Source organism: Aminobacter sp. GW821-FHT11F06 (assembly GCF_058808215.1).
The window spans coordinates 415,851-436,905 of the sequence record NZ_JBXARL010000003.1 but is presented as its reverse complement, the minus strand read 5'-3'; the positions used below and the strand labels follow the sequence as shown (position 1 = coordinate 436,905).

General features: G+C 62.7%; 23 protein-coding genes. 12 read left to right on the top strand and 11 right to left on the bottom strand.

The genetic code is table 11. The annotated features are described in order from the left end of the window. Positions 1 to 17 precede the first annotated feature (17 nt). Positions 18 to 491: a transcription elongation factor GreA gene (gene greA, locus AC1RTB_RS10050; protein ID WP_492877461.1), complete on the bottom strand. Its 474-nt coding sequence runs from the start codon at positions 489 to 491 to the stop codon at positions 18 to 20. A gap of 289 nt (positions 492 to 780) precedes the next feature. On the opposite strand from greA, the gene AC1RTB_RS10045 reads away from it, so the two are divergent. Then, complete coding sequence (locus AC1RTB_RS10045) at positions 781 to 1,911, top strand: PQQ-dependent sugar dehydrogenase (protein WP_492877463.1); 1,131 nt, start codon at positions 781 to 783, stop codon at positions 1,909 to 1,911. A gap of 70 nt (positions 1,912 to 1,981) precedes the next feature. Here AC1RTB_RS10045 and AC1RTB_RS10040 read toward each other — a convergent pair whose 3' ends face one another. The 3 genes from AC1RTB_RS10040 to AC1RTB_RS10030 all read right to left on the bottom strand — a co-directional run bounded on the left by AC1RTB_RS10040 (position 1,982) and on the right by AC1RTB_RS10030 (position 3,743). Next, positions 1,982 to 2,509 (bottom strand): tetratricopeptide repeat protein, encoded by a 528-nt coding sequence (locus AC1RTB_RS10040; protein ID WP_492877464.1) that lies wholly within the window; start codon positions 2,507 to 2,509, stop codon positions 1,982 to 1,984. 138 nt (positions 2,510 to 2,647) lie between these two features. Further along, positions 2,648 to 3,175, bottom strand: coding sequence for a tetratricopeptide repeat protein (locus AC1RTB_RS10035; protein WP_492877466.1), 528 nt, complete (start codon positions 3,173 to 3,175; stop codon positions 2,648 to 2,650). 217 nt (positions 3,176 to 3,392) lie between these two features. Continuing rightward, a complete protein-coding gene (locus AC1RTB_RS10030) occupies positions 3,393 to 3,743 on the bottom strand; it encodes a DMT family protein (RefSeq protein WP_492877468.1) in 351 nt (116 codons plus the stop codon). A 156-nt stretch (positions 3,744 to 3,899) separates the two neighbouring features. On the opposite strand from AC1RTB_RS10030, the gene AC1RTB_RS10025 reads away from it, so the two are divergent. The 5 genes from AC1RTB_RS10025 (at position 3,900) to AC1RTB_RS10005 (ending at position 8,616) form a co-directional block, all read left to right on the top strand. Then, a complete protein-coding gene (locus AC1RTB_RS10025) occupies positions 3,900 to 4,325 on the top strand; it encodes a DUF3775 domain-containing protein (RefSeq protein ID WP_492878165.1) in 426 nt (141 codons plus the stop codon). A 101-nt stretch (positions 4,326 to 4,426) separates the two neighbouring features. Beyond that, positions 4,427 to 5,284, top strand: a complete 858-nt coding sequence (locus AC1RTB_RS10020) for an extensin-like domain-containing protein (protein WP_492877469.1) — start codon at positions 4,427 to 4,429, stop codon at positions 5,282 to 5,284. A gap of 316 nt (positions 5,285 to 5,600) precedes the next feature. Then, on the top strand, positions 5,601 to 6,419 hold the full coding sequence (locus AC1RTB_RS10015) for an extensin-like domain-containing protein (RefSeq protein WP_492878167.1): 819 nt from the start codon (positions 5,601 to 5,603) through the stop codon (positions 6,417 to 6,419). 96 nt (positions 6,420 to 6,515) lie between these two features. Then, positions 6,516 to 7,220 (top strand): LssY C-terminal domain-containing protein, encoded by a 705-nt coding sequence (locus AC1RTB_RS10010; protein WP_492877471.1) that lies wholly within the window; start codon positions 6,516 to 6,518, stop codon positions 7,218 to 7,220. 85 nt (positions 7,221 to 7,305) lie between these two features. Continuing rightward, positions 7,306 to 8,616 carry a hemolysin family protein gene (locus AC1RTB_RS10005; RefSeq protein ID WP_492877472.1) on the top strand — a complete coding sequence of 437 codons (1,311 nt, stop codon included), beginning with the start codon at positions 7,306 to 7,308 and terminating at the stop codon, positions 8,614 to 8,616. Between the two features lie 369 nt (positions 8,617 to 8,985). Here AC1RTB_RS10005 and AC1RTB_RS10000 read toward each other — a convergent pair whose 3' ends face one another. After that, positions 8,986 to 9,591 (bottom strand): NADPH-dependent FMN reductase, encoded by a 606-nt coding sequence (locus AC1RTB_RS10000; protein ID WP_492877474.1) that lies wholly within the window; start codon positions 9,589 to 9,591, stop codon positions 8,986 to 8,988. A gap of 102 nt (positions 9,592 to 9,693) precedes the next feature. Between AC1RTB_RS10000 and AC1RTB_RS09995 the strand changes: the two genes are divergently transcribed. Next, positions 9,694 to 10,062 (top strand): winged helix-turn-helix transcriptional regulator, encoded by a 369-nt coding sequence (locus AC1RTB_RS09995; protein ID WP_492877476.1) that lies wholly within the window; start codon positions 9,694 to 9,696, stop codon positions 10,060 to 10,062. 495 nt (positions 10,063 to 10,557) lie between these two features. On the opposite strand, the gene AC1RTB_RS09990 is transcribed toward AC1RTB_RS09995, so the two are convergent. Next, complete coding sequence (locus tag AC1RTB_RS09990; RefSeq protein WP_476788029.1) at positions 10,558 to 10,950, bottom strand: acyl-CoA thioesterase; 393 nt, start codon at positions 10,948 to 10,950, stop codon at positions 10,558 to 10,560. 186 nt (positions 10,951 to 11,136) lie between these two features. Here AC1RTB_RS09990 and AC1RTB_RS09985 point away from each other — a divergent pair, with 186 nt between their 5' ends. The 3 genes from AC1RTB_RS09985 to AC1RTB_RS09975 all read left to right on the top strand — a co-directional run bounded on the left by AC1RTB_RS09985 (position 11,137) and on the right by AC1RTB_RS09975 (position 14,525). Next, entirely contained in the window at positions 11,137 to 12,753 is a 1,617-nt protein-coding gene (locus AC1RTB_RS09985) for a GMC family oxidoreductase (RefSeq protein WP_492877478.1), read from the top strand. A gap of 176 nt (positions 12,754 to 12,929) precedes the next feature. Then, positions 12,930 to 14,144 carry a mandelate racemase/muconate lactonizing enzyme family protein gene (locus tag AC1RTB_RS09980; protein ID WP_492877480.1) on the top strand — a complete coding sequence of 405 codons (1,215 nt, stop codon included), beginning with the start codon at positions 12,930 to 12,932 and terminating at the stop codon, positions 14,142 to 14,144. A 159-nt stretch (positions 14,145 to 14,303) separates the two neighbouring features. Next, positions 14,304 to 14,525 carry a DUF6500 family protein gene (locus AC1RTB_RS09975; RefSeq protein WP_492877482.1) on the top strand — a complete coding sequence of 74 codons (222 nt, stop codon included), beginning with the start codon at positions 14,304 to 14,306 and terminating at the stop codon, positions 14,523 to 14,525. 190 nt (positions 14,526 to 14,715) lie between these two features. Here the strand turns inward: AC1RTB_RS09975 and AC1RTB_RS09970 are convergent, their stop codons facing one another. After that, a complete protein-coding gene (locus AC1RTB_RS09970; RefSeq protein WP_492877484.1) occupies positions 14,716 to 15,654 on the bottom strand; it encodes a diacylglycerol/lipid kinase family protein in 939 nt (312 codons plus the stop codon). Between the two features lie 227 nt (positions 15,655 to 15,881). On the opposite strand from AC1RTB_RS09970, the gene AC1RTB_RS09965 reads away from it, so the two are divergent. Next, on the top strand, positions 15,882 to 16,286 hold the full coding sequence (locus AC1RTB_RS09965; protein ID WP_492877486.1) for a hypothetical protein: 405 nt from the start codon (positions 15,882 to 15,884) through the stop codon (positions 16,284 to 16,286). A gap of 127 nt (positions 16,287 to 16,413) precedes the next feature. Here AC1RTB_RS09965 and AC1RTB_RS09960 read toward each other — a convergent pair whose 3' ends face one another. Further along, positions 16,414 to 16,656, bottom strand: coding sequence for a DUF1344 domain-containing protein (locus AC1RTB_RS09960; protein WP_492877488.1), 243 nt, complete (start codon positions 16,654 to 16,656; stop codon positions 16,414 to 16,416). Positions 16,657 to 17,121: 465 nt separating this feature from the next. Here AC1RTB_RS09960 and AC1RTB_RS09955 point away from each other — a divergent pair, with 465 nt between their 5' ends. Then, the gene (locus tag AC1RTB_RS09955; RefSeq protein ID WP_476788026.1) at positions 17,122 to 17,379 is read left to right on the top strand and encodes a SemiSWEET family sugar transporter; all 258 of its coding nucleotides are present in this window, start codon (positions 17,122 to 17,124) and stop codon (positions 17,377 to 17,379) included. A 109-nt stretch (positions 17,380 to 17,488) separates the two neighbouring features. Here the strand turns inward: AC1RTB_RS09955 and AC1RTB_RS09950 are convergent, their stop codons facing one another. From AC1RTB_RS09950 to AC1RTB_RS09940, 3 genes are all read right to left on the bottom strand, one after another. Next, on the bottom strand, positions 17,489 to 18,442 hold the full coding sequence (locus AC1RTB_RS09950) for a hypothetical protein (RefSeq protein WP_492877490.1): 954 nt from the start codon (positions 18,440 to 18,442) through the stop codon (positions 17,489 to 17,491). A 153-nt stretch (positions 18,443 to 18,595) separates the two neighbouring features. Beyond that, complete coding sequence (locus tag AC1RTB_RS09945) at positions 18,596 to 19,651, bottom strand: CapA family protein (protein ID WP_492878169.1); 1,056 nt, start codon at positions 19,649 to 19,651, stop codon at positions 18,596 to 18,598. Positions 19,652 to 19,727: 76 nt separating this feature from the next. After that, positions 19,728 to 20,810 (bottom strand): glycosyltransferase family 4 protein, encoded by a 1,083-nt coding sequence (locus tag AC1RTB_RS09940; protein WP_492943813.1) that lies wholly within the window; start codon positions 20,808 to 20,810, stop codon positions 19,728 to 19,730. Positions 20,811 to 21,055: the final 245 nt, after the last annotated feature.

The window sequence follows — 21,055 nt, the reverse complement described above, 5'->3', positions numbered from 1 at the left end:
CAATGCCGTCCCGCGCCTCAGATGAACTGCACCTGGACGATCTCGTAGCCGCGTGCGCCGCCCGGTGCGTTGACCTCGATGGCGTCGCCCACTTCCTTGCCGATCAGCGCGCGTGCGATCGGCGATGAGATCGAAATGCGGCCCGACTTCACGTCGGCTTCCTGATCGCCGACGATCTGGTAGGTCTTCTTTTCCTCGGTGTCATCGTCAAGCAGAACGACCGTGGCGCCGAACTTGATCTTGTCGCCATTGAGCTTGCTGACGTCGATCACCTCGGCGCGCGCGATATAGTCCTCGAGCTCGTTGACCCGGCCCTCATTGAGGCTCTGTGATTCTTTCGCCGCGTGATATTCGGCGTTCTCCGAAAGATCGCCATGCGAGCGTGCCTCTGCGATGGCCTCGATGATGCGCGGACGCTCTTCCTGCTGGCGCCAGCGCAGTTCTTCCTTCAGCGCGACGAATCCACCCGCAGTCATCGGAACCTTGTTCATAGTCGACCTCTCCTGGCCTGTGCCGCGCTGCTTGCCTGTTGTTGCCGCGAGGCACAAAAAAAGAAAACGGTCCGGCAGCCTCGGCTAACGGAACCGTCTCACCTCAATCTCCGGCGAATATAGCAATCCTGTGGCAGAATTCACGTCAAAAAATTCGTTTACCACCACTGAACTGTTGGCAGCGAAAACCTGGCGCCGCTTTCCTTCACCCGCTTGTGATTGAAACTGCAGCGCTTTGATGCTCTGTCATGGTTGCCGCTCCCGCCTTTGCACCTATGTCGCAGCAATGATGATCAAGCCCCACCTCTACGCGCTCGCCTTGCTGCTTGTTGTTTCGCCAGCCCTTGCCCAGGGCCGCGACTTCGACACGCAAAAGGTCAAGCTGCGCGCCGATGTCGTAACAGAGGGCCTCGAACACCCCTGGGGACTCGCCTTCCTGCCCGATGGTGGCGCTCTCGTCACGGAACGGCCCGGCCGCATCCGCATCCTCACCAAATCCGGCCTGTCAAAACCGGTGGCAGGCGTGCCCAAGGTCGCGGTCGGCGGCGAAGGCGGGTTGCTCGACATCGCCATTGCGCGCGATTTCGAAACATCCGGCACGATCTTTTTCGCCTATGCCGAGCCCGGCAATGGCGGCGCAAGCACGGCGGTCGCCCGCGCTAGGCTGGTGCGCCACGGCGCCAATCCCCGCCTCGAAGACGTCAAGGTGATCTTCGCCGTCACCCCGAAGTCGAAAGCCAGCGTGCATTTCGGCGCGCGCATCGTCGTCAACGACGACGGCACGCTGTTCATCACCACAGGCGATCTTGGCCAGCGCGACCGCGCCCAGGACATGCACGATGCCGCAGGCGCGGTGGTGCGCATCAATGCCGACGGCTCGATTCCCGCCGACAACCCCTCGCCCGACGGCAAGAAGATGGCGCCCGAGATCTGGTCGAAAGGCCACCGCAACATTCAAGGTGCGGTCATCGATCCGGTGATGGGCGGGCTGGTCACCGTCGAGCATGGCGCCAAGGGCGGCGACGAGGTCAACCATCCCGAAGCCGGCAAGAATTACGGCTGGCCAGTCATCACCTACGGCGTCGACTACAACGGCAAGAAGATCGGCATCGGCACCGCTGCGCCCGGCTACGAACAACCGCTTTTCTATTGGGATCCCTCGATCGCGCCGTCAGGCCTTGTGAGTTATCAGGGCAAGATGTTTCCCGAATGGAAGGGCGACCTGCTTGTCGGCGCGCTGAAGTTCGAACTCTTAAGCCGTCTCCATCGCGACGCCACAGGCAAAATCCTTACTGAAGAGCGCATGCTCGAAGGCGCCTTCGGCCGCATCCGCGATGTCGTCGAAGCATCGGACGGTTCAATCTGGCTACTGACCGACGAGGACAATGGCGCCGTCATACGGCTGTCGCGGGGTGATTAGGGGAATAGGGCAGTAGGGCAGTAGGGCAGTAGAGAAAGCGGGATCCCTACTGCCCTACTGCCCTACTGCCCTAACCCCTCAAATACGCCTCGATGTTTTCCGCCAGCATGCCGTATTCGCGGCAGCCCGTGCCGCAGCGCTTTTCGATTTCCGACAGCTGCACGCGTGCGGCGGCAACGTCGCCGAGCATCAATTGCGCCTCGCCCATATATTCGCGCACCAGCGTGTAATCAGGGTTGTTGCGCAACGCTTCCTGGTAATAGCCGAGGCCGACCAGCACGCGGCCTGCCTTGCGATGCGAATAGCCGAGGTAGTTCAAGATGCGCGGATCGGTCTTGTCTTGGGCAAGCGTCAGCACCTTGATCGCCTCGTCATACTTGCCGTTCATGGCCAGCGCGCGCCCGGTCTCATAGATGCTGTTGTCGTCGATCATGCCTGCCTTGGCAGGTTCGCATTTCTGCGTCTTCTTGTTGTAGACCATGCCTGCCTTGCATGTCGGCGGGGTCGAGCCACCGCTGTCGGCCGCAAGCACGGGTGCTGCAAACAACGGCAGCGCCACCACGGCGCCTGCCACAAGCATCAGATATCGGGACTGCATTGCCACCTCCTGAGATTGCCCATACGGAAGCTAACGCATTTCGGTCCAGGTTTCATCCAGCCTGAGCGCCGGAAATGACTGATACCAGTGGCTATTCGCTATGGGCTGCGAAAAGCCACTGGCGCCAGGATCAGGAGCCTAGCTTCTCACATAGCTGTGGATCTGCTCCGACAGCAGGCCATATTCGCGGCAGCTTATGCCGCAGCGCTTGGCGATCTCGGTCAGCTGTGCCCGGGCTCCGGCGATATCGCCGAAAGTCAGATGCGCTTCGCCGAGATATTCGCGGACAGGCATGTAGTTGGGATCGTTGAGGATCGCTTCCTTGTAGTAGCCCAAGCCGACCAGCGTTCGCCCGGCCTTGCGGTGCGAATAGCCGAGATAATTGAGGATGCGCGCGTCGGTCTTGTCGGCGGCGAGCGTCAAAACCTTGATCGCATCGTCATATTTGCCGTCCATGGCAAGCGACCGGCCAGCCAGAAACAGGCTTTCGTCGTCGATCATGCCCGCCTTGGGATGTTCGCATTTCTTGCTTCTGATGTTGTAGATAAAGCCCGTACGGCATTTGACCTGGCCGCCGTTGTTGCCGCCGAAGATACCGCCGCTGCCAAAGAGACTGCCGCCGCTGCCGCCGGACGTGCCATTTCCACTGCCACCACCGCCGGACATGCCATTTCCACCGCCGCCTCCACCGCCGCCACCTCCTCCACCGCCGCCACCTCCTCCACCTCCTCCGCCACCGGACGAAAGCACGGGAGCCGCGAACAACGGCAATGACACGAGCACGCTTGCCAGGAGTTTCAGATATCGGGTTTGCATGGTTTAACCTCCACCATTGCGTCCCCTCGGCGAGGTCAACGCGCTGGCGTCGGCATTTCGTCCAACATCAGCCGCGGAAAATCAGCGCCGCTCCGCCAGCGATCAGGGCAAAGCCCATCGCGTGGTTCCAGGTGATGCCTTCCTTGAGGTAGAACACCGAGAAAATGACGAAGACGGAAAGCGTGACCACTTCCTGTATCGTTTTCAGCTCGGCTGCCGAATAAACCTCGTGGCCGACGCGGTTGGCCGGCACCGCCAGCCAGTATTCGAAGAAGGCGATCAGCCAGCTGAAAATGACGGCCGCATAGAGCGGGGCTGCCTTGAACTTCAAATGCCCGTACCAGGCAAAGGTCATGAACACGTTGGATGCGATCAGCATCAAAATGGGAAGAACCTTGGGCGAAAGCAGCGAAGCCATGGGCAAAATACCGGATGGAGAGGGAGGATGGCGCGCTATTTCCGCCTCTCGCAGCGGCATGTCAACGATGACAACCACACCGCGAATATCGAGGCAGTGACGTTGCCGCCAAATGCGCTATCATCGGTGCGGGGGAAGGCAACCAGGAGCACGCTTTTGCAGCAGCGGCGCGAAAAAGAATGGGACCTGTCCATCGGACCGGACACGGTCCGTCTGTTCATCCTCAAGGCCAAGGCGATCAGCGCCGGCGTCAACGAGGACTATGAGGACGGCGCCGAGCACGAGATCGAATATGACGGCGGCACCCACGATAATCATCATCACGATGGGCTCGCCGAGGAAGAGGAAGAAAACCTCACCGAAAAAGAGCTGCACGAGTTGATCAGCGACCTCAATGTCGATGAAGCGGCCGAACTCGTGGCGCTGGCCTGGCTCGGTCGTGGCGACTACGACGCGTCGGAGTGGCAGGACGCGGTCGCCGAAGCGCGGGCGCGCAGCAACCGCCGTACGGCCAAATACCTGCTTGGCATGCCGATGCTGGGCAACTGGCTCGAAGAGGGACTCGACGCGCTGGGCGCCTGACTTGCCTTTTTTGGGCGCCTGATGACACCGGCGTCACCGAAAGTGATGCGATCCGCGCTTGCATCCAGGCAACCCGACATGGGTGCTTTCCGTTGAGCCCGATGCAGTTCAGCAGATTTCACCGCCCATCGCTGTTTTTGATCCTGTCGCTGGCAACTCTTACGACGCTTGCCGATGCTCGCCAGAAAGAGATCGACCTGCCCGACCAGGCGCCGGTGCCGCAGTTCGCTCCTGCTCCAGCAGTGCCGTCGCCCTCGCCTGCTGACAAACCTTCCGAGCAGGCCTCGATTCCCATTCCGCAAGCGCGTCCCGATGTGCCCAAGTCTTCGACTTCCGTGCCGGACGAGGGCTTTATCGGCCCTCCGGCGCCCAAGATGCTGCCCGACCGGCGCTCAAATGCGCCCCGGCCGGCCGCCATGCCGATCGAAGAGACAGCCTGCCGCACGCGCCTGAAGGTACTCGGCGCGCAGTTCGAGGAGGTTGCGCCGCAAAGCGATGCAAAGGGCTGTGCGGTGCCCTTTCCGCTCAAGCTGAAGCGGCTGTCGCTTTCGATCGACATCGAGCCCGACGCGGTCATCAACTGCGCCACCGCCGAGGCCGCCGTGCGTTTCGCAACCAATGTCATAGCACCTGCCGCAAAGGCGGCATTCGGCGAGGATCTGGCGACGATCGGCCAGGCCTCGGCCTATGTCTGCCGGCCGCGCAACGGCACCAGAAAACTGTCCGAACACGCCTTCGGCAACGCGCTCGACATCGCCCGTTTCACGCTCGCCAACGGCACCGCCATCGATGTTGAGCCGGCACCGCCCGAGAAGAACGCGAAATTCCTGGGCGTCATCCGCAAAGCCGCCTGCGGCCCGTTCAAGACGGTGCTCGGCCCCGGCAGCGACGCCGACCATTCGCTGCATTTCCACCTCGACCTCGCGCCCCGGCGCAACGGCGGCACGTTTTGCCAATAACGCCGCAATTCGGCCGCAGCCGTAAACGGCGGCGCTGATCTTTCCTTTACCCTTGGCGGCTAGGCTTCAGTCCATCAGGTACAGGAGCCTTCGCATGGCCGCAGATTCGCGCGCCGCCATCGCAACAGCCACAACGCCGCGCCGCGTCTCGCGCCAGCGCGCCCTGCTGCTCGCCACAACGCTGGTGATCGCAGGCCTTGGCGCAAGCTCCTGCACCACCGGCGACGTCTTCGCGCTCCAGCCGGCGGTCGATGTCGGATCGCACACCGCTTCATTGCCCGTGGTCGAAGTCGCGCCGCAATCGGCACCGGTGGCCGTGGCTTCACAGCCCGATACGGCGATGATCGCGACAGCACCCCAGGCCATCGAGCCGACGCTTGACGCACAGGCCGAAGCCATGCCCGAAATCGCCGCTGCCGCGCCGCCACCCATCCAGGCAGCTGCCGCGCCACGGCCCGTCCAGACCGCGGCCCTTGTGCCGACACGCGGACTGCAGACATTGGTGCCGTCCAACCCCTACATGGTCGCCTATCCCAAGCTCGACGATCCCTCAAACATGCCGCAGACAGCACCGATGCGGCCTGCCGTCATGCCGGCCGACGAGGTCGATTGCCGAAGCGACCTGAAAAAGCTCGACGTGCAATATCGCGACCTGCCCCCGATCCGCGACGGCGCTGCCTGCGGCATCGACTACCCGGTCAAGGTCTCGGCCATCGGTTCGGTACAGATGAAACCCGCCGCTGTCGTCACCTGCGCCATGGCCGCGAGTTTCGCCGCCTGGACCAAGCGCGACCTGGTGCCGGCGGCGCGCCTGCGCTACTTCTCCGGCGTCAAGACCATCCACCAGGGTTCGAGCTATTCCTGCCGCAAGATCGCCGGTTCGCGCACCTTGTCGGAACACGGCAAGGGCAACGCCCTCGACATCATGCGCATCGAGCTCAACAGCGGCCGCGACATCGATGTCAAAAAGCCGGGCCTGTTCGCCTTCCGCACCCGCGGCTTCCTCAACACCATTCGCGCCGACGGCTGCAGCTATTTCAACACCGTGCTCGGCCCCGGCTACAACTACGACCACCGCAACCACTTCCATTTCGACATCAAGCAGCGCCGAAACGGTTATCGCGCCTGCCGCTGAGCTAACGCTTCTGCTTGTTGGATGTCCTCATCGCCAGTTTGCCTCTGATCTCAAATCGGGATAAAAACAGACCAATCTATTGCATGGCGGCATCCGATGGCAGGGAAACTGCGTAGACAGGCGACCCTGTGGTTTGCGGCCCTGTGCGCGGCCTATCTTGGGCTTGCCTATTTTGCCGCGCCCGAATTCTGGTCCTTCCACATCCTGCGCGACGGCCTCAAGCCCGCCGCCCTGATGACGACCACCCCTGATGGCATTCCCGGCGACCCCATCAACATCAGCCTGGTCGGCACGGAAGAAGATGTCATCGAGGCCTTCGCTGCTGCCCACTGGGACCGCGCAACCGGCCTATCCGTGAAATCCGACATCAAGATCGGCGAAAGCGTGCTGCTTGACCGGCCTGACGTCAACGCCCCGGTTTCAACGCTGCTGTTTGACGGTAGCCGCGAGGACCTCGCCTTCGAAAAGCCGGTTGGCAAAAGCGCTGACCAGCGTCACCACGTCCGCCTCTGGGTGACATTTACGCCAGGTGCTGACGGCCGGCCCACCTGGTACGGTTCGGCGAGCTTCGATCGCGGCGTTGGCCTCAGCCACGACACCGGCCAAATCACGCATCACATCGCGCCCGACATCGACGCCGAACGCGATTCGCTGATCCACGATCTCACCGCTGCCGGACAAACCGAGTCAGTCAAGACGATTCCCGGCATCGGCTTCACAAGCGCTGGCCGCAATGGCGGCGGCGATCCCTACTTCACCGACGGCAAGGTGCTGATGGCGGTTCTTGTACCCCACAAGTAGCGCTGCCATCGCCACGGTACTGCCAAGCTGTATTTTCGCTGCCGTCCTTTCGAAGGGGCGGAAGGAATGCTATGCAGCGACCATCATGTTATATGCTGAAATCGGTATCGTGGTCGTCCTCATCTGCGTGAACGGCCTTCTGGCAATGTCCGAGCTTGCCATCGTTTCTTCCCGCCCGGCGCGCCTCAAGGCGATGATCGACCGCGACATCAAGGGTGCAGGACGCGCGCTTGAACTGGGTGCCAACCCGGGCAAATTCCTGTCGTCGGTGCAGATTGGCATCACCCTGGTCGGCGTGCTGTCAGGCGCCTTTTCCGGCGCGACGCTCGGCCAGCGGCTGAGCGGGCTTCTCGGCGAATACGGCATGCGCGCCGGTCTCGCCGATGCGTTTGGCGTCGGCATCGTCGTCGCCATCATCACCTATGCGTCGCTGATCATCGGCGAACTGGTGCCCAAGCAGATCGCCCTCCGCGACCCCGAGGGCGTCGCCTCGCGCGTCGCCCCCGCAATGTCGCTGCTCGCCAAGGTCGCGCTGCCACTGGTGTGGCTGCTCGACATTTCCGGCCGCTCCGTGCTGTGGCTGCTTGGCCAACGCGGCGAGAGCGAGGAAAAGGTCACCGACGAGGAAATCAAGATGCTGGTCGCCGAGGCCGAGCATCACGGCACCATCGAATCCGACGAGCGCCGCATGATCGCCGGCGTCATGCGCCTGGGCGACCGCGCCGTGCGTGCCGTCATGACCCCGCGCACCGAGGTCGACTGGATCAATCTCCAGGCCGACGAGGCCATCACCCGCAAGCTCCTGATGGAAACCCAGCATTCGCGCCTGCCCGCAGGCGAAGGTTCGGTCGATGCCATGGTCGGCGTGATCCAAAGCCGCGAACTGCTCGCCTCGCTGCTGGCCGGCCGCGCCTTTGATCCGCGCAAGCATGTGCGTGTCGCCCCCATCGTCCACGATCAGGCCGATGCGCTCGACGTGCTCGCAACGCTCAAGGAATCCGATGTGCCGATGGCGCTGGTCCATGACGAATATGGCCATTTCGAAGGCGTCGTTTCGCCAGCCGACATTCTCGAGGCCATCACCGGCGTGTTCCGTTCCGACCTCGACGAGGACGATGTCGACAACGCGGTCCAGCGCGAGGACGGCTCCTGGCTGCTCGCCGGCTACATGCAGGCCGACGAGATGGCCGACCAGCTCAACATCGACCTGCCCGAAAACCGCGACTACGAGACCGTCGCAGGTTACGTGCTGTCGCACATGCACCACCTGCCCGCGACCGGCGAATGCGTCGACGCGCAGGGCTGGCGCTTCGAGGTCGTCGACCTCGACGGCCGCCGCATCGACAAGGTTTTGGCAACCCGCCTGCCCAGCGCCTACCGCGAGCCGGTGCGGTAGGCCTTCGCTCGTACGTCTGGATCGTTAAGAGCTTTGCCACCACGGCCGCATAGCTCGATCATTGTTCTGGACCGTCATCGACATTCGTCCGTCACGGCATGGATCCCCGGAACTCCGCACGTCGCGTCGCTCCTGCTCCGCCCGAGGATGACGAATTTCTTGTTGGGTTCCGCCAATCTCCAACGCCGACGATTAGCGGCAAACATCCGTGTCTTCGTCATCCTCGGGCGGAGCAGGAGCGACGCGACGTGCGGAGTTCCGGGGATCCATGCCGTGACTGCGAAACTGTTGCCACCGTCCAAGCTACCCGATCACTAAAAAAGGGCGGCTCGTAGCCGCCCTCAAATCCCCAGGGAGGAAACGCGCTGCTCAGGCAGCCTTGGCTTCTTCGGCAAGCACGTCGGCTTCGCGCGCGATCTTCAGCGCCTTGGCCCACCAGGTGATCTCTTCGATCAGCCCGTTGGCGGCCTGGTTGAGGTGCTCGATATCCTGGAGCTTCTTTTCGCCCTGGCGCACGGCCAGGAAATCGCCCCACACGATGTGCACGGCGGCCTTGGTCGGCGCCATCTGCAGTTCCACCGCATGCATGCGCAGCTGCTCGACGGCACGCGCGCCACCGACGCCACCGTAGCCGACGAAGCCGGCGGGCTTCTTGTTCCATTCCTTGGCGGCGTAATCGAGCGCGTTCTTCAGCACGGCGGTCGGCCCGTGATTGTATTCGGCGGCAGTGAAGATGAAGCCGTCGAACTCGGCGACCTTCTTCTGCCAGCGCTGGGCGGCCTCGTTCTGGGACGGCACCCAAGCGGACGATGCCACTTCGTCGAAGAAGGGCAGCGGGAAATCTCTGAGGTCGACAACTTCGACCTCGATATCTGTGTGGGATTTTGCGATCTTGGCGATCCATTCCACTGGCGTGTCGGCGAAGCGGGCGGCGCGCGTCGAGCCGACGACGATGGCAATCTTGGGTTTGGACATGGCAGGAACCTTTCGGGCGTAGGTATCGAGGCGATACTGGTAACTAATGGATACCCAAGCTATATAGGTGACTGAAAATCACGTGCACAAGGAGGCACTTTTTTGATACCGAGGCACCCGCACCGCACCGAGGATTGCCGCGCCGTCAGCGATATCCTGCAGCGTGTCGGCGACAAATGGACAGTGCTCGTCGTCGGCAAGCTCGGCGACGGACCGATGCGCTTCAACGAGTTGCGCCACGGCGTCGGCGGCATCTCGCAAAAGATGCTGACCACCACATTGCGCGGGCTCGAGCGCGACGGTTTTGTCACCCGCACCGTATTTCCCACAATCCCGCCGCGCGTCGATTATGAACTGACCGATCTCGGCCGCGAGCTGCTCGTTCCCGTCAACGCGCTCGGCGAATGGGCCCGGCTCAACCAGCGCCGCGTCGCAGAAGCGCGGACAAGATTCGATCAGGCTGCCGGTTGACGCGGCCGCCGTGCCGCAAGCTCCCTCGGTCGGAGTCGAACTCTGTTCTTTCTGACGTAACGCTTGGACCATCAGGCAGAAAGCTTGGACCGAATTCGATATCCTTTGCGTCACGGCATGGATTCCCGACACTCTCCGCTCGTTTCACTCGCTCACGAGGTCGGGAATGACGGGCTTCCTTGACCGCATCCGCTAATCGCAAACGTCGGAGACTGGCGGAGGCATTCCCTGCAATCCGTCATTCTCGACCTCGTGAGCGAGTGAAACGAGCGGACAGTGTCGGGAATCCATGCCGTGACACAAAGGACGTTTGATACGGCGCCAGCACCGAGAGCCAACACATAGCGACGGGCAGCCGCCCCGGTCCTCATCCTGCGAGCCCAGCAAAGCCTCGGAGATTGTCGATGGCTTCGGCGGGCCAGCCTGAGGTGCGAGCCCAGCAACGTCAGAGGCTATCGACGTCTTCGAAGGACGCACAACCGCAGCGCGCCGCCCCTACTCCGCAGGCACAGGCTTCGGCTTGCCCTCGCCATCCAGCGCCACCATCACGAAATCGGCGTGGGTCACCTTCTCCATCAGGTCGGAGAGATAGCGCTGCGCCCAGGCCTCGACCTTGAGCGTCATCGAGGTGCGGCCGACGCGCTCGACATGGGTGTAGATGCACAGCGTGTCGCCGATCTTCATCGGCTTGGCGAAGGCCATTTCCTTGACCGCCGCCGTCACCACGCGCCCCCTTGCGCGCTCGGCGGCGCGGATGCCGCAGGCAAGGTCCATCTGCGCCATCACCCAGCCGCCGAAGATGTCGCCGGCGGCATTGGCGTCCGATGGCATGGCCAGCGTCCTGAGTGTCAGTTCGCCGTGCGGCCGGCCGTCCGCATATTGCACCATCGCCTCACTCCCAGGATTCGCATGTAGCTCAACCCGTATCGTCCGCGCTGCGCAGGCGTCAACATCACCTGGCCAACGAAAAGCCGTCGCATAATTCACAGGCCATGCCGTAACCGCCGGTGATGCCCCCTGTGGCCAGCGCTAGTCTGCCCCGACATCAGATGCACCGTGGCGGCCAGCGTTTCCATGCAGACTTACGATTTCATTGTTGTCGGCTCGGGCTCCGCCGGTTCGGTGGTCGCAGAGCGGCTGTCCGCCAGCGGCCGCCACTCCGTGCTGGTGCTCGAAGCGGGAGGGACCGACCGCCGCTTCTTCGTCCAGATGCCGCTCGGCTACGGCAAGACCTTTTATGATCCAGCCGTGAACTGGAACTATGCCGCCGAGCCAGACCCCGGCCTCGCCGGCAATGCCGATCACTGGCCGCGCGGCAAGATTTTGGGCGGGTCGAGCTCGATCAACGCCATGGTCTGGATCAGGGGGGCTGCCGAGGATTTCGACGCCTGGCGCGATGCCGGCAATCCCGGCTGGGGCTTTGACGACCTCCTGCCCGCCTTCAAGGCGATCGAAGACAATGAAGCCGGCGGCAACGCGCTGCGCGGCAGCGACGGCCCGATCCATGTCACCGACAACAGCAAGAAGGTTCATCCGCTCACCAGGCGCTTCCTCGCGGCGGGCCAAATGGCCGGCCTTGCGCTGAATCAAGACTTCAACGGCCCCTCGCAAGAGGGGGTCGGCGTTTATCAAATCACCACCAGGAACGGCCGCCGCATGTCCGCCGCGCGCGGTTTCCTGCGCCCGGCGATGAAGCGCGCCAATGTCCGGGTCGAAACCAACGCGCTGGCGACAAAAATCCTGTTCGAGGGCAGCCGTGCCGTCGGCGTCGAATACCTCCAGAACGGCAGGACGCTCACCGCCCGCGCCGGCAAAGAGGTCATCTTGTGCGGCGGCTCAGTCAACTCGCCGCAGCTGCTGCAGCTCTCGGGCATAGGCCCTGCCGCGCTGCTTGGCGATCTCGGCATACCGGTCGTCCATGCCCAAGAACATGTCGGCCGCAACCTGCAGGACCACCAGGGCATCAACTACACCTGGAAGGCCAAGGTGCCGACGCTGAACCAGACCCTGCGCCCATGGTGGGGCAAGCTCCTTGTCGGCATGCAATATCTCGCTTTGCGCGCCGGCCCGCTGTCGATGAGCATGAACCAGGGCGGCGGATTCTTCCGCTCCGACCCCGCCCGCACGCGGCCCAACATGCAGCTTTATTTCCAGGTCTTTTCCACCGTCCTGCCCAAATCAGGCGAGCGGCCGATCCTGTCGCCCGATCCCTTCCCCGGCTTTTCCATCGGCCTGTCCAACTGCCGGCCCTCGAGCCGCGGCGAGATCATGATCCGCTCGGTTGATCCTGCCGTTCATCCCCGCATCACCGTCAACGCCTATTCGACCGAGACCGACGTCGCCGAGATGCTCGATGCGGTCAAATTCCTGCGCAAGCTGGCTTCGATGGCGCCGATTGCCGAGATCATCGCGGAAGAGGTTTTGCCAGGCCCCTCAATCACTTCCGACCCGGACTTGATTCAGGATTTCCGCAAGCGCTCGGGCACGGTTTACCACCCTGTCTCAACCTGCCGCATGGGGCCGGAGCCGCGCAATTCCGTCGTCGACCCGCGCCTGCGCGTGCATGGCCTTTCTGGCCTGCGCGTCATCGACGCCTCGATCTTCCCCGACAACATCACCGGCAATACCAACGCCGCGTCGATCATGACCGGCTGGAAGGGTGCGGAGATGGTGCTGGAGGATATGGGGTGAGCAGCCATGAGAACTCGCGCCGCCCCTCACCCTTACCCTCTCCCTGTGAAGGACGGGGAGAGGGAGGCGTCAGCATCGCCGCTTGTGCCTTCTCCCTCCTTACGGGGAGAGGTGCCGGCAGGCGGATGAGGGGCAGCGCCTAACGTCCACGATTTCACACGACCGGAGGAGCAACGATGAAAATCACCGACGTCAAAACCTTCGTGGTCAACAACCCGCCACCACAGACCGGCGGGCGTTACTTCATTTTCGTCAAACTCACCACCGATGGCAGCGTGGTCGGTTATGGCGAGGCCTACAACGCCACATTCGGCCCCGATATCACCGCCAGGATGATCGAGGATTGCGCTGCCCGCTACCTCGTCGGCCACGATCCGCACGACATCGAGACCTTCTTCCGCCGCGCCTATTCCTCGGGCTTCTCCCAGCGCCCCGACATTTCGATGATGGGCTGCGTGTCGGCGCTTGAAATGGCCTGCTGGGACATCATCGGCAAGGAGGCCAACAAGCCGGTCTACAAGCTGCTTGGCGGCCAGGTTCACGAAGCGCTGCGCTCCTACACCTATCTCTACCCGCGCACGGGAAGCGTGTTTCCCGGCGAGACCGAGAGCGAAAAGAACGTCTACAACGACCCCGACCTCGCCGCCGAAACGGCGCTGGCCTATGTCGCCCAGGGCTTCAACGCGATCAAGCTCGACCCTGCCGGCCCCTACACCGCCTTTGACGGCCACCAGCCCCGCCTGATCGACATCGACCTGTCGACGCGCATGATGAAAGCCATCCGCGAGGCGGTCGGCACCTCCGCCGACATTTTGTTCGGCACGCATGGTCAGTTCACCGCCTCGGGCGCGTTGCGCATGGCGCGCGCCATCGAGCCTTACGATCCGCTGTGGTTCGAGGAACCGGTGCCGCCGGACATGCCCGAAGTGATGGCCGAGGTGGCGCGGAGGACAAAAATCCCGATCGCCACCGGCGAACGGCTGACCACAAAATGGGAATTCGCCCGCGTCATCGAAAATCGCGCCGCAACCATCCTGCAGCCCGATCTCGGCCGCTCGGGCGGCATCCTCGAGACCAAGAAGATCGCCGCCATGGCCGAGGCCTACCACATCCAGATCGCCCCCCACTGCTATTGCGGGCCGATCGTCGGCGCGGCCAACATCCAGCTCGCCACCACCCTGCCCAATTTCCTGATCCTCGAATCGATCAAGACCTGGGACGGTTTCCACGCCGAACTGCTCAAAAAACCGCTGCAATGGCAGGACGGCAACGTCATCCCTTCGAAGGAGCCAGGCCTCGGTGTCGAGCTCAACGAGGATGTCTGCGAGGCGCACCCATGGAGCGGCGGCCCGCTGCATCTCGAAATGACACCCGACCCGCTGTTCCCGTGAGGGGCATTGCCCTCCTGGGCAGGGTCGCTGTGCAGCAACGGGGTGGGGGTAACCAACGGCTCCGCCCCTGCCCAAATGGGGGCCGAGAGCACATCGACCTTTGACACTCGGCTTCAACAGGGAGATAGCTCAGGCAAATCCCACGACAAGGAATCTCCGGTGCGCGCGAGCCTGAAGGCAAAGATACTGGACGTCTGCGAACGCAAGGTTGCCGCCAAGGGCCCCGACGTCGGACTATCGTTCTACGCGTTTTTCGCCAACCGCAACGACGACCCGGAGCTTTTGATGGAAGCAGCCGAATGGTGGATCCGTACCCACAAGCTCGACCATTTCGAAAAGGCGACGAAAATCCAGGCCATGGTCAGGGCGATGGACGCCTGAGCAGACTACAAGGAACCTGCCCCATGAATTTGCCCCTCACCCTTACCCTCTCCCCGTGAAGAACGGGGAGAGGGGGCGCCAGCGTTGGAGCTTCGTCCTTCTCCCCGTCATTACGGGGAGAAGGTAGGGGCAGCTCTATGAAATCAATCTCTTACACCGCCTTGCCGACTCATTCTCCTAACCGCCTGACTCAACACCTCACCTTCAGCACCTTGGGCAACATCTCGAATGTCGCGGGGATATGCCCAGGCGATTCCCCGTCGATGTCGGCAAGTGCCGCGTTGGCGAGCGGATCGCCCAGCGGCTCGACCGTCACCTTGCGGCCACGCAGGATGGTGATCGCGGGATGATTGCGGTGGCGCCCGCCATAAAGCAGCCGGATGTCGAGGATCAGCTTGAGCTTGCTCGCTGCCCGCAAGATGACGATGTCGAACAGCCCATCGTCGGGCACGGCATCGGGGGCGATCATCATGCCGCCGCCGAAGAACCTTTCATTGGCCACAGCCACCAGCGCCACCTTGGCCTCGACCGGCTCGCCATCGTCGACCGTGATGCGCACCTCCTGGAAGCGGTAGCGCACGAACTCCGTCACCGTGCGCCAGAAAAACAGTGCCTTGGCCGACACGCGGCCCTTGCGCCGGTCGGCGTTCACCGCCCGCACCGTCGCACCCGACATGCCCAAGCTTGCGATGTTGACGAAATGCCGGCTCGCCAGCCGGCCATGTTCGTCGACGAAGGAGATACGACCGGCGTCGATGATGCGGTCCTTGCCTTCGGCAACGCGCGCCATTGCCGCCTTGACCTCGACCGGAATGCCCATGCCGCGGGCGAAGTCCGAGCCCGTTCCGCATGGCAGCACGCCGAGCACTGCAGCCACACCGGTCTCCGCCTGCATCTGCAAGATGCCGTCGGCCACTTCGCTGATCGTGCCGTCGCCGCCGGCGGCAACAACCATCTGGCAGCCGAGCGCCACGAGATCGCGCGCGATCGCCGCGCCATCGCCAGGCTCGTCGGTCTCGCGGAACTCGACATCGCCGAAGCGTTCGGAAAGTGCTGCTGCAACTTCCGTCCAATGCGTTCCCAGCCTGCCGCCGCCGGCCACCGGATTCCTGACGACGCCGATCTTCACGAAACAAACCCTCCCCGGCAGCACAAGCGCCGCAGCCTCCGCCGCCATTGTTAGCCGCCGCTACGATTGCGCAAGGGAAAGGTTGCGAAGTTCACATCTACTGGGGTTTTGCAGCCACAACCTGAGGCCGAACGCGCGGCGCCACCGTCATGCCATGATTGCGGCCAACTGGCGCCGTGATCGCAGTCGAGAAATCGCTTGGTGAGCAATCCCTGAGGATTCGGACCGTGATCAAGTCAGCCCTTGTCGCCATGACCATCGTCGGCTGTGACTGCGACGCCAAGCTTTGCGAATATATCGGCGAGACGCCGGCACAGTGGACCTCCGTCGCCGACTGCGAGGCGGCGATGAAGAGCCGCATCCTGCGCGAAGGCAACCACGACTATCCGCTGGTCACCGGCATCTGCCGCACCACTGCTTTCACCGATCCCAAGCTTGCCTCGGCCCCAGCCATCCAGCCTAAGGTCCAGCCGGCTGCCTATGCGGGTACGCCGCAGGACAATGGCTCGGTTCTCTACCGCACGGCCAATGGCTATGCGCTGGTGCGTTCGGGTCTCGACCGTTTTGCCGACGGCACGTTGGCCGTGGCCAAGCGCTCGTCCAACTGGCTTGCCGAAAACATCGGCTTCTGAAGCTACCACGCAAAAAAAGCCGACCCGCGAGGGGCCGGCCGAATAGGTAGCTTGGAAGGTGTCGAGAACATCGCTCGCCCTGCCCGGGCGTATGGCAGTGCCGGCAGGGCAAGCTGGCGATGCGGCCTTAGGAGGCGTTTTCGATCGCGGTTACCGCACCTGTGGTGTCGTCGACGGTCACCTTCACCTTGGCGCCGGCAGCAAGGCCGTCGACCTTGATGCTTTCGGGCACGACATAGGTCTTGCCGTCGTCCAGCGTGATCGAACGCGTCGCCGGATCGACCGACTGGACCGTGCCTTCGACGTCGGCGGCATAAGCGGCACCGATGAAAGCAAGCGAAGCGACGGTCGTTGCAAGGAACTTGTTCATGTCTGGTACTCCCGTTCTATCTGCGTCCTCGCGGGCTTCGCTTTCGCAGCAAGGCCCGCCGAACAAGCTGGAGACTGACCGCCGAACCTGCCTGACGCAAATCACGTTGCGTGAAATTATCGAACAAAATCATAGGCTTATTTCTGCCATATTCCGACGCAACCGACCTCGTTCGAACTGATTTGGTATGATGGCGACACCACCGATCCCCTTATCCCGCATGGGTTTAGGGCCGTCACATCGCTGTCACCGCATCGCCATCCAAGCGCCGGATTGTCATTTCGGCGATCACAAAACGCCGTATCGAGGCGACCCCAGGGCAATTTCTCCGGGCAATCTCGGCATGATCCCGCGACGTTTTGCGCTGTCTTTTCGTTGATCCAGCCCTTCTCGTCCGCTTCACAGCCGAGCGCCGATCTGGCATAGCTCGCGCCGCACGATTTGTGCTTTAGGGAAGCTCCCGCCTTGAACCCCCTGTTCGAAATCGTCGGCGCCGTCGCCGCCATCCTGACCACGCTCGCCTGGTTGCCGCAGATCGCCAAGATCCTGCGCGAACGCAAGACCAGCGACATCTCGCTCGGCACCAATGCGGCGCTCGCCACCGGCATCTCGCTGTGGATCGTCTATGGTTTCGCTATCGGTTCGCTGCCGGTGATCCTGTCGAACTCGATCACGCTGGTCTTCATCCTCGCCATCGTCGGGCTGAAGCTGCGCTTCGGCTAGAGCATGATCCCGAAAAGTGGGAACCGGTTTTCGGAAAAGATCATGCTCCAACAAGAAGATAGAGCCTGTTCCATTCCGATTCTATCGGAATGGAACAGGCTCTACGGTCTCAGGTCCCGATCTTGCGCACCAGTACGGTGATCGCCAGCATTGTTGCCATGTCGGCGATCATCGGCTCGATATGCGCCTTGTAGTCCAGCGGCACATTCGAGGCCGGCAGCTCGAAGAAGTTCCTCTTGTCCGGCAACAGCAGAAATCCGTCCTTGCCCTCGAGCGCAATACGCGCCGGTTCGCCCGGCCAGGCCTCCTTGAGCCAGGTCAGCGCCTGCGCCATCTGCCCTGACACCAGCGGCTGCGCGGCATCGACATTGCCGGTTCGGAATTCATAGGCCATATCCAGTTCTTGCACCCCGGACCTGATCTCCTTCAGTCCGCTGCCGAAGATTTCGCTGAAGAAGCTCAGGGCCGCATCGGTCCGCACCGTCGCGACCAGAATGCCGGGAAAAGGCTTTTCCAGCCCGAATGCCACGATCACGCCTTGGAAAGCGGTCGAGTCCGACTTTTCGTTCCGCTGTATCAGCAGCGCTTCATAGAGCTCGAAGTGGAAGTCATCATATGTCCCCGAGATGGAGTCGTCGATCTCTACCATGTTGAACTTGCCGACTGTCTCGTTCGGCAGCACCGCAAAGGATGGCGGCATCACCGCCCTTTCATGGTGCATGTTCTTGATGAAACCGAAGACGATCGGCAGCAGCTTGGCGCGAAACGACGCGTTGGCGGCGTCAAGCGGCCTCATCGCGCGAAAATAGAAGAAGAAGGCAGCGATGAAGCCCACGACATAGAGATAGGCATGCGGCGTCGACAGCCATTGCTCGTTGACATCGGCAATCAGGTTGAACACCAGCGCTAGCACCAGGACGGTGGCGATCAGCCCACCGAGATAGAGCGGCACCCGCCACATCGCCTTACGCCTGATCGTGGTGCGCTCGGCCTCATAGGCCGCAATATCTTTCTTGATACCCGCGATTGCCGCATCGTCGGGCATGAAACCAGTTGCGCTCACCAAATCCCCCTCACCACGCCGATGTCACCCCGGCCGCTGCTCGGATGATAGCGGCTTTTCGCCAAATGTCGCGAAGCAACAAACCTGTCCATACGGCACCACCAACATCGGCCGCGCCTCCACGAAAACAAGGAGATGGCGCGATAACCGGACTCAATCTGTGAAGCCGGATTGGTCAGTGCCGTAGATTGCCGCCCAGCGCGCCCGCACCTTGGCTCCCAGCCCGCCCTCGACTTTTTCGAGCGGCAGCATCTTCTCGCGGTCGCCGTCGCGCAGGCGCATGAATGGCACCAGCCGATAGCTCGCGATCCGCCCGCGTGTCGCCGCGTCCGCACTGACCTCGACCACGAAGATCGCCCCGATCCGTCCCGGCCAGGGTTGCCTGGCCAGTGCCGTGCCGAGGAAATCGCCCAGCCCATAGGCCACAAGCGTTTCGCCGATGCGCGCAATAGGCTGCACGACATGGGCATGATGCCCGGCGATGAGCCCGACCCCGAGTTCGGCCAGCCGTTGCGCCCAGGCACGCGTCTCGGCACGCGGAAAATGCCGGAACTCCCAGTCCCAATGCGGCACCGCGCAAACGAGGTCCGTACCGTCAGACAGCCCCTTGCCGGCAGCGGCAAAGAAGTCCTCGGCCATCGCCACCCGCCCGGCAAACTGCTCGGCCGGCGCGTTGCGCCATTGCGTGAACGCCACAAGCCCGAGCGTCAGCGGCCCAGTCGCAACTTTTGTGACCGCCGTACTCGTCCCGATCGTTGCGATGCCAAGCCTATCGAGTGCCGCCCGCGTCGCCTCGAACCCGACAACACCCTGGTCGAGCACGTGGTTGTTGGCCAGCGACAGCACCAGCCGTTCGCGTACGATACCGACCGCCTCCAGCGCACCCGCCAGGAACCCGTGCGTCATGGCGTGGTGGGAGCCCACCAGCATGCCCAGCTTCGCGCTCGGTCTGTCGACGATAGGGCTCTCGCAATTGCCGACAACCAGATCGGCCGATGCCAGAAGCTCCGTCAGTTCGGCATCGCACACCGGCGGCCGCCGGTTGGCCACGGCGGAAATGTCACCGACAAAGGCCAGCCGCACCGTCCTTGCAGGTGTGGCAATGAACGCCGCCCGTGCCGGTAGACAGCCCGACGCGTCGCCGCGCAGCGACGGCTTGAGAAACCGGACCGGCCAGGAAACCTTGTAGGAAAAGGGATAGTTGGACACGCTGCGCCCGAAATTGACCGTCGCCACCCTAACAGCAATTCATTGCGCGCGGCTGGCGGTGCCCCGCTGTATCAGTTTATTTTTGCCGTCGCCCATTGCCGGATCGTGCGATGGCGACGCGATAAACCGCGTCGATCTCTGGCACTATCGACTGTGGGGCGAGACGTTCGGCGACCGTCTTCTTGGCCGCCCTGCCGATCGTTTCGCGCAATGCAGCGTCAGTGGCAAGCTTCGTGGCAACTTCGACCATGCCGCCAACCTCGCCATGCCCGAATATCCAGCCATTGATACCGTTGCGCAGCAAGGCCGAGGAGTAGCCGACATCCACCGAGAGCACGGGCAAGCCGGTGGCCATCGCCTCGAGGGTGGCAATCGGCCCCTCCTCCGACTTCGACGTGCATATATAAATATCCATGGCATGAAGGAGCGCCGCCGCGTCCTGCCGCTCGCCCGTCAGATGCAAGCGTCCGGCGATCCGGGGATCGGAAACCGCGGCGTTCCACGCGTCGCTGCGCGTAAGTTCGGATAGTCTCCCGACGAGCACCAGTTCGGCATCGATGCCTGCGGCCACGAGGCGCTGCAACACGCGTACGGCATCGGTCTGGTTTTTGCGCTCGGTGATCTCGCCAACCGAACCAATGACCAAGGAGGAGGCCCTGATACCGAGCTCCGCGCGTGCAGCGCTACGGCTCTGCGAAGTCACCGCCTCGACGCTGCCCACGTCGAACATATGTCGGACAAGATGCATGTTCCGCCGCCGCACCAGCCGACGCGACAGATAATAATCTGCCGTCTGCTGGCTCGGCGCAATGACTGCATGGGCAAACAGCCACGGCAGTTGGAACTGCCTTGTGTGCGCAGTCATGACGATCGGGGCGCCGGACGCACAGCGGAACACCAGCCCGAACTTGTTTGCCCGGCTCCCGTGCGCATGCACCACGTCCCCTCCCCAGTCGCGGATGGCGTAGCCAACGCGCCTGATCTCGTCTGGCTTGGTGGCAAAGCCTGACGCCATCATGGTGAGCGGACCGCCAAATTTCTGCCGCTCGATCCACGAACCGGGCGTGTGCACCAGCATCACCTCGTGTCCCGCATCGAGTTGCGCCTGGATCAGCGTCACCGAACTCGTCGACACGCCATTTAGCCCGCCATGGCTCATCATGTGCGCGATCTTCATTGCGTCAAAGCCATCGACGTCAGGGGCGTGCACTGCGACGGGCTGCTGGTCACTGCGATCATTGATGCCTGGGTCCGGAATTGAGTGCACGCTCTCTAGCACTCATGGGCGATCACGCAAACACGTAGCGGCAACCCGCAGCCTTTGCAGGAGCGGCATTACGCAGGCATAAAGGATAATGACATCAGCATACTGGCGCGCACCGCGATAGGCAGTAGTCTGCAACG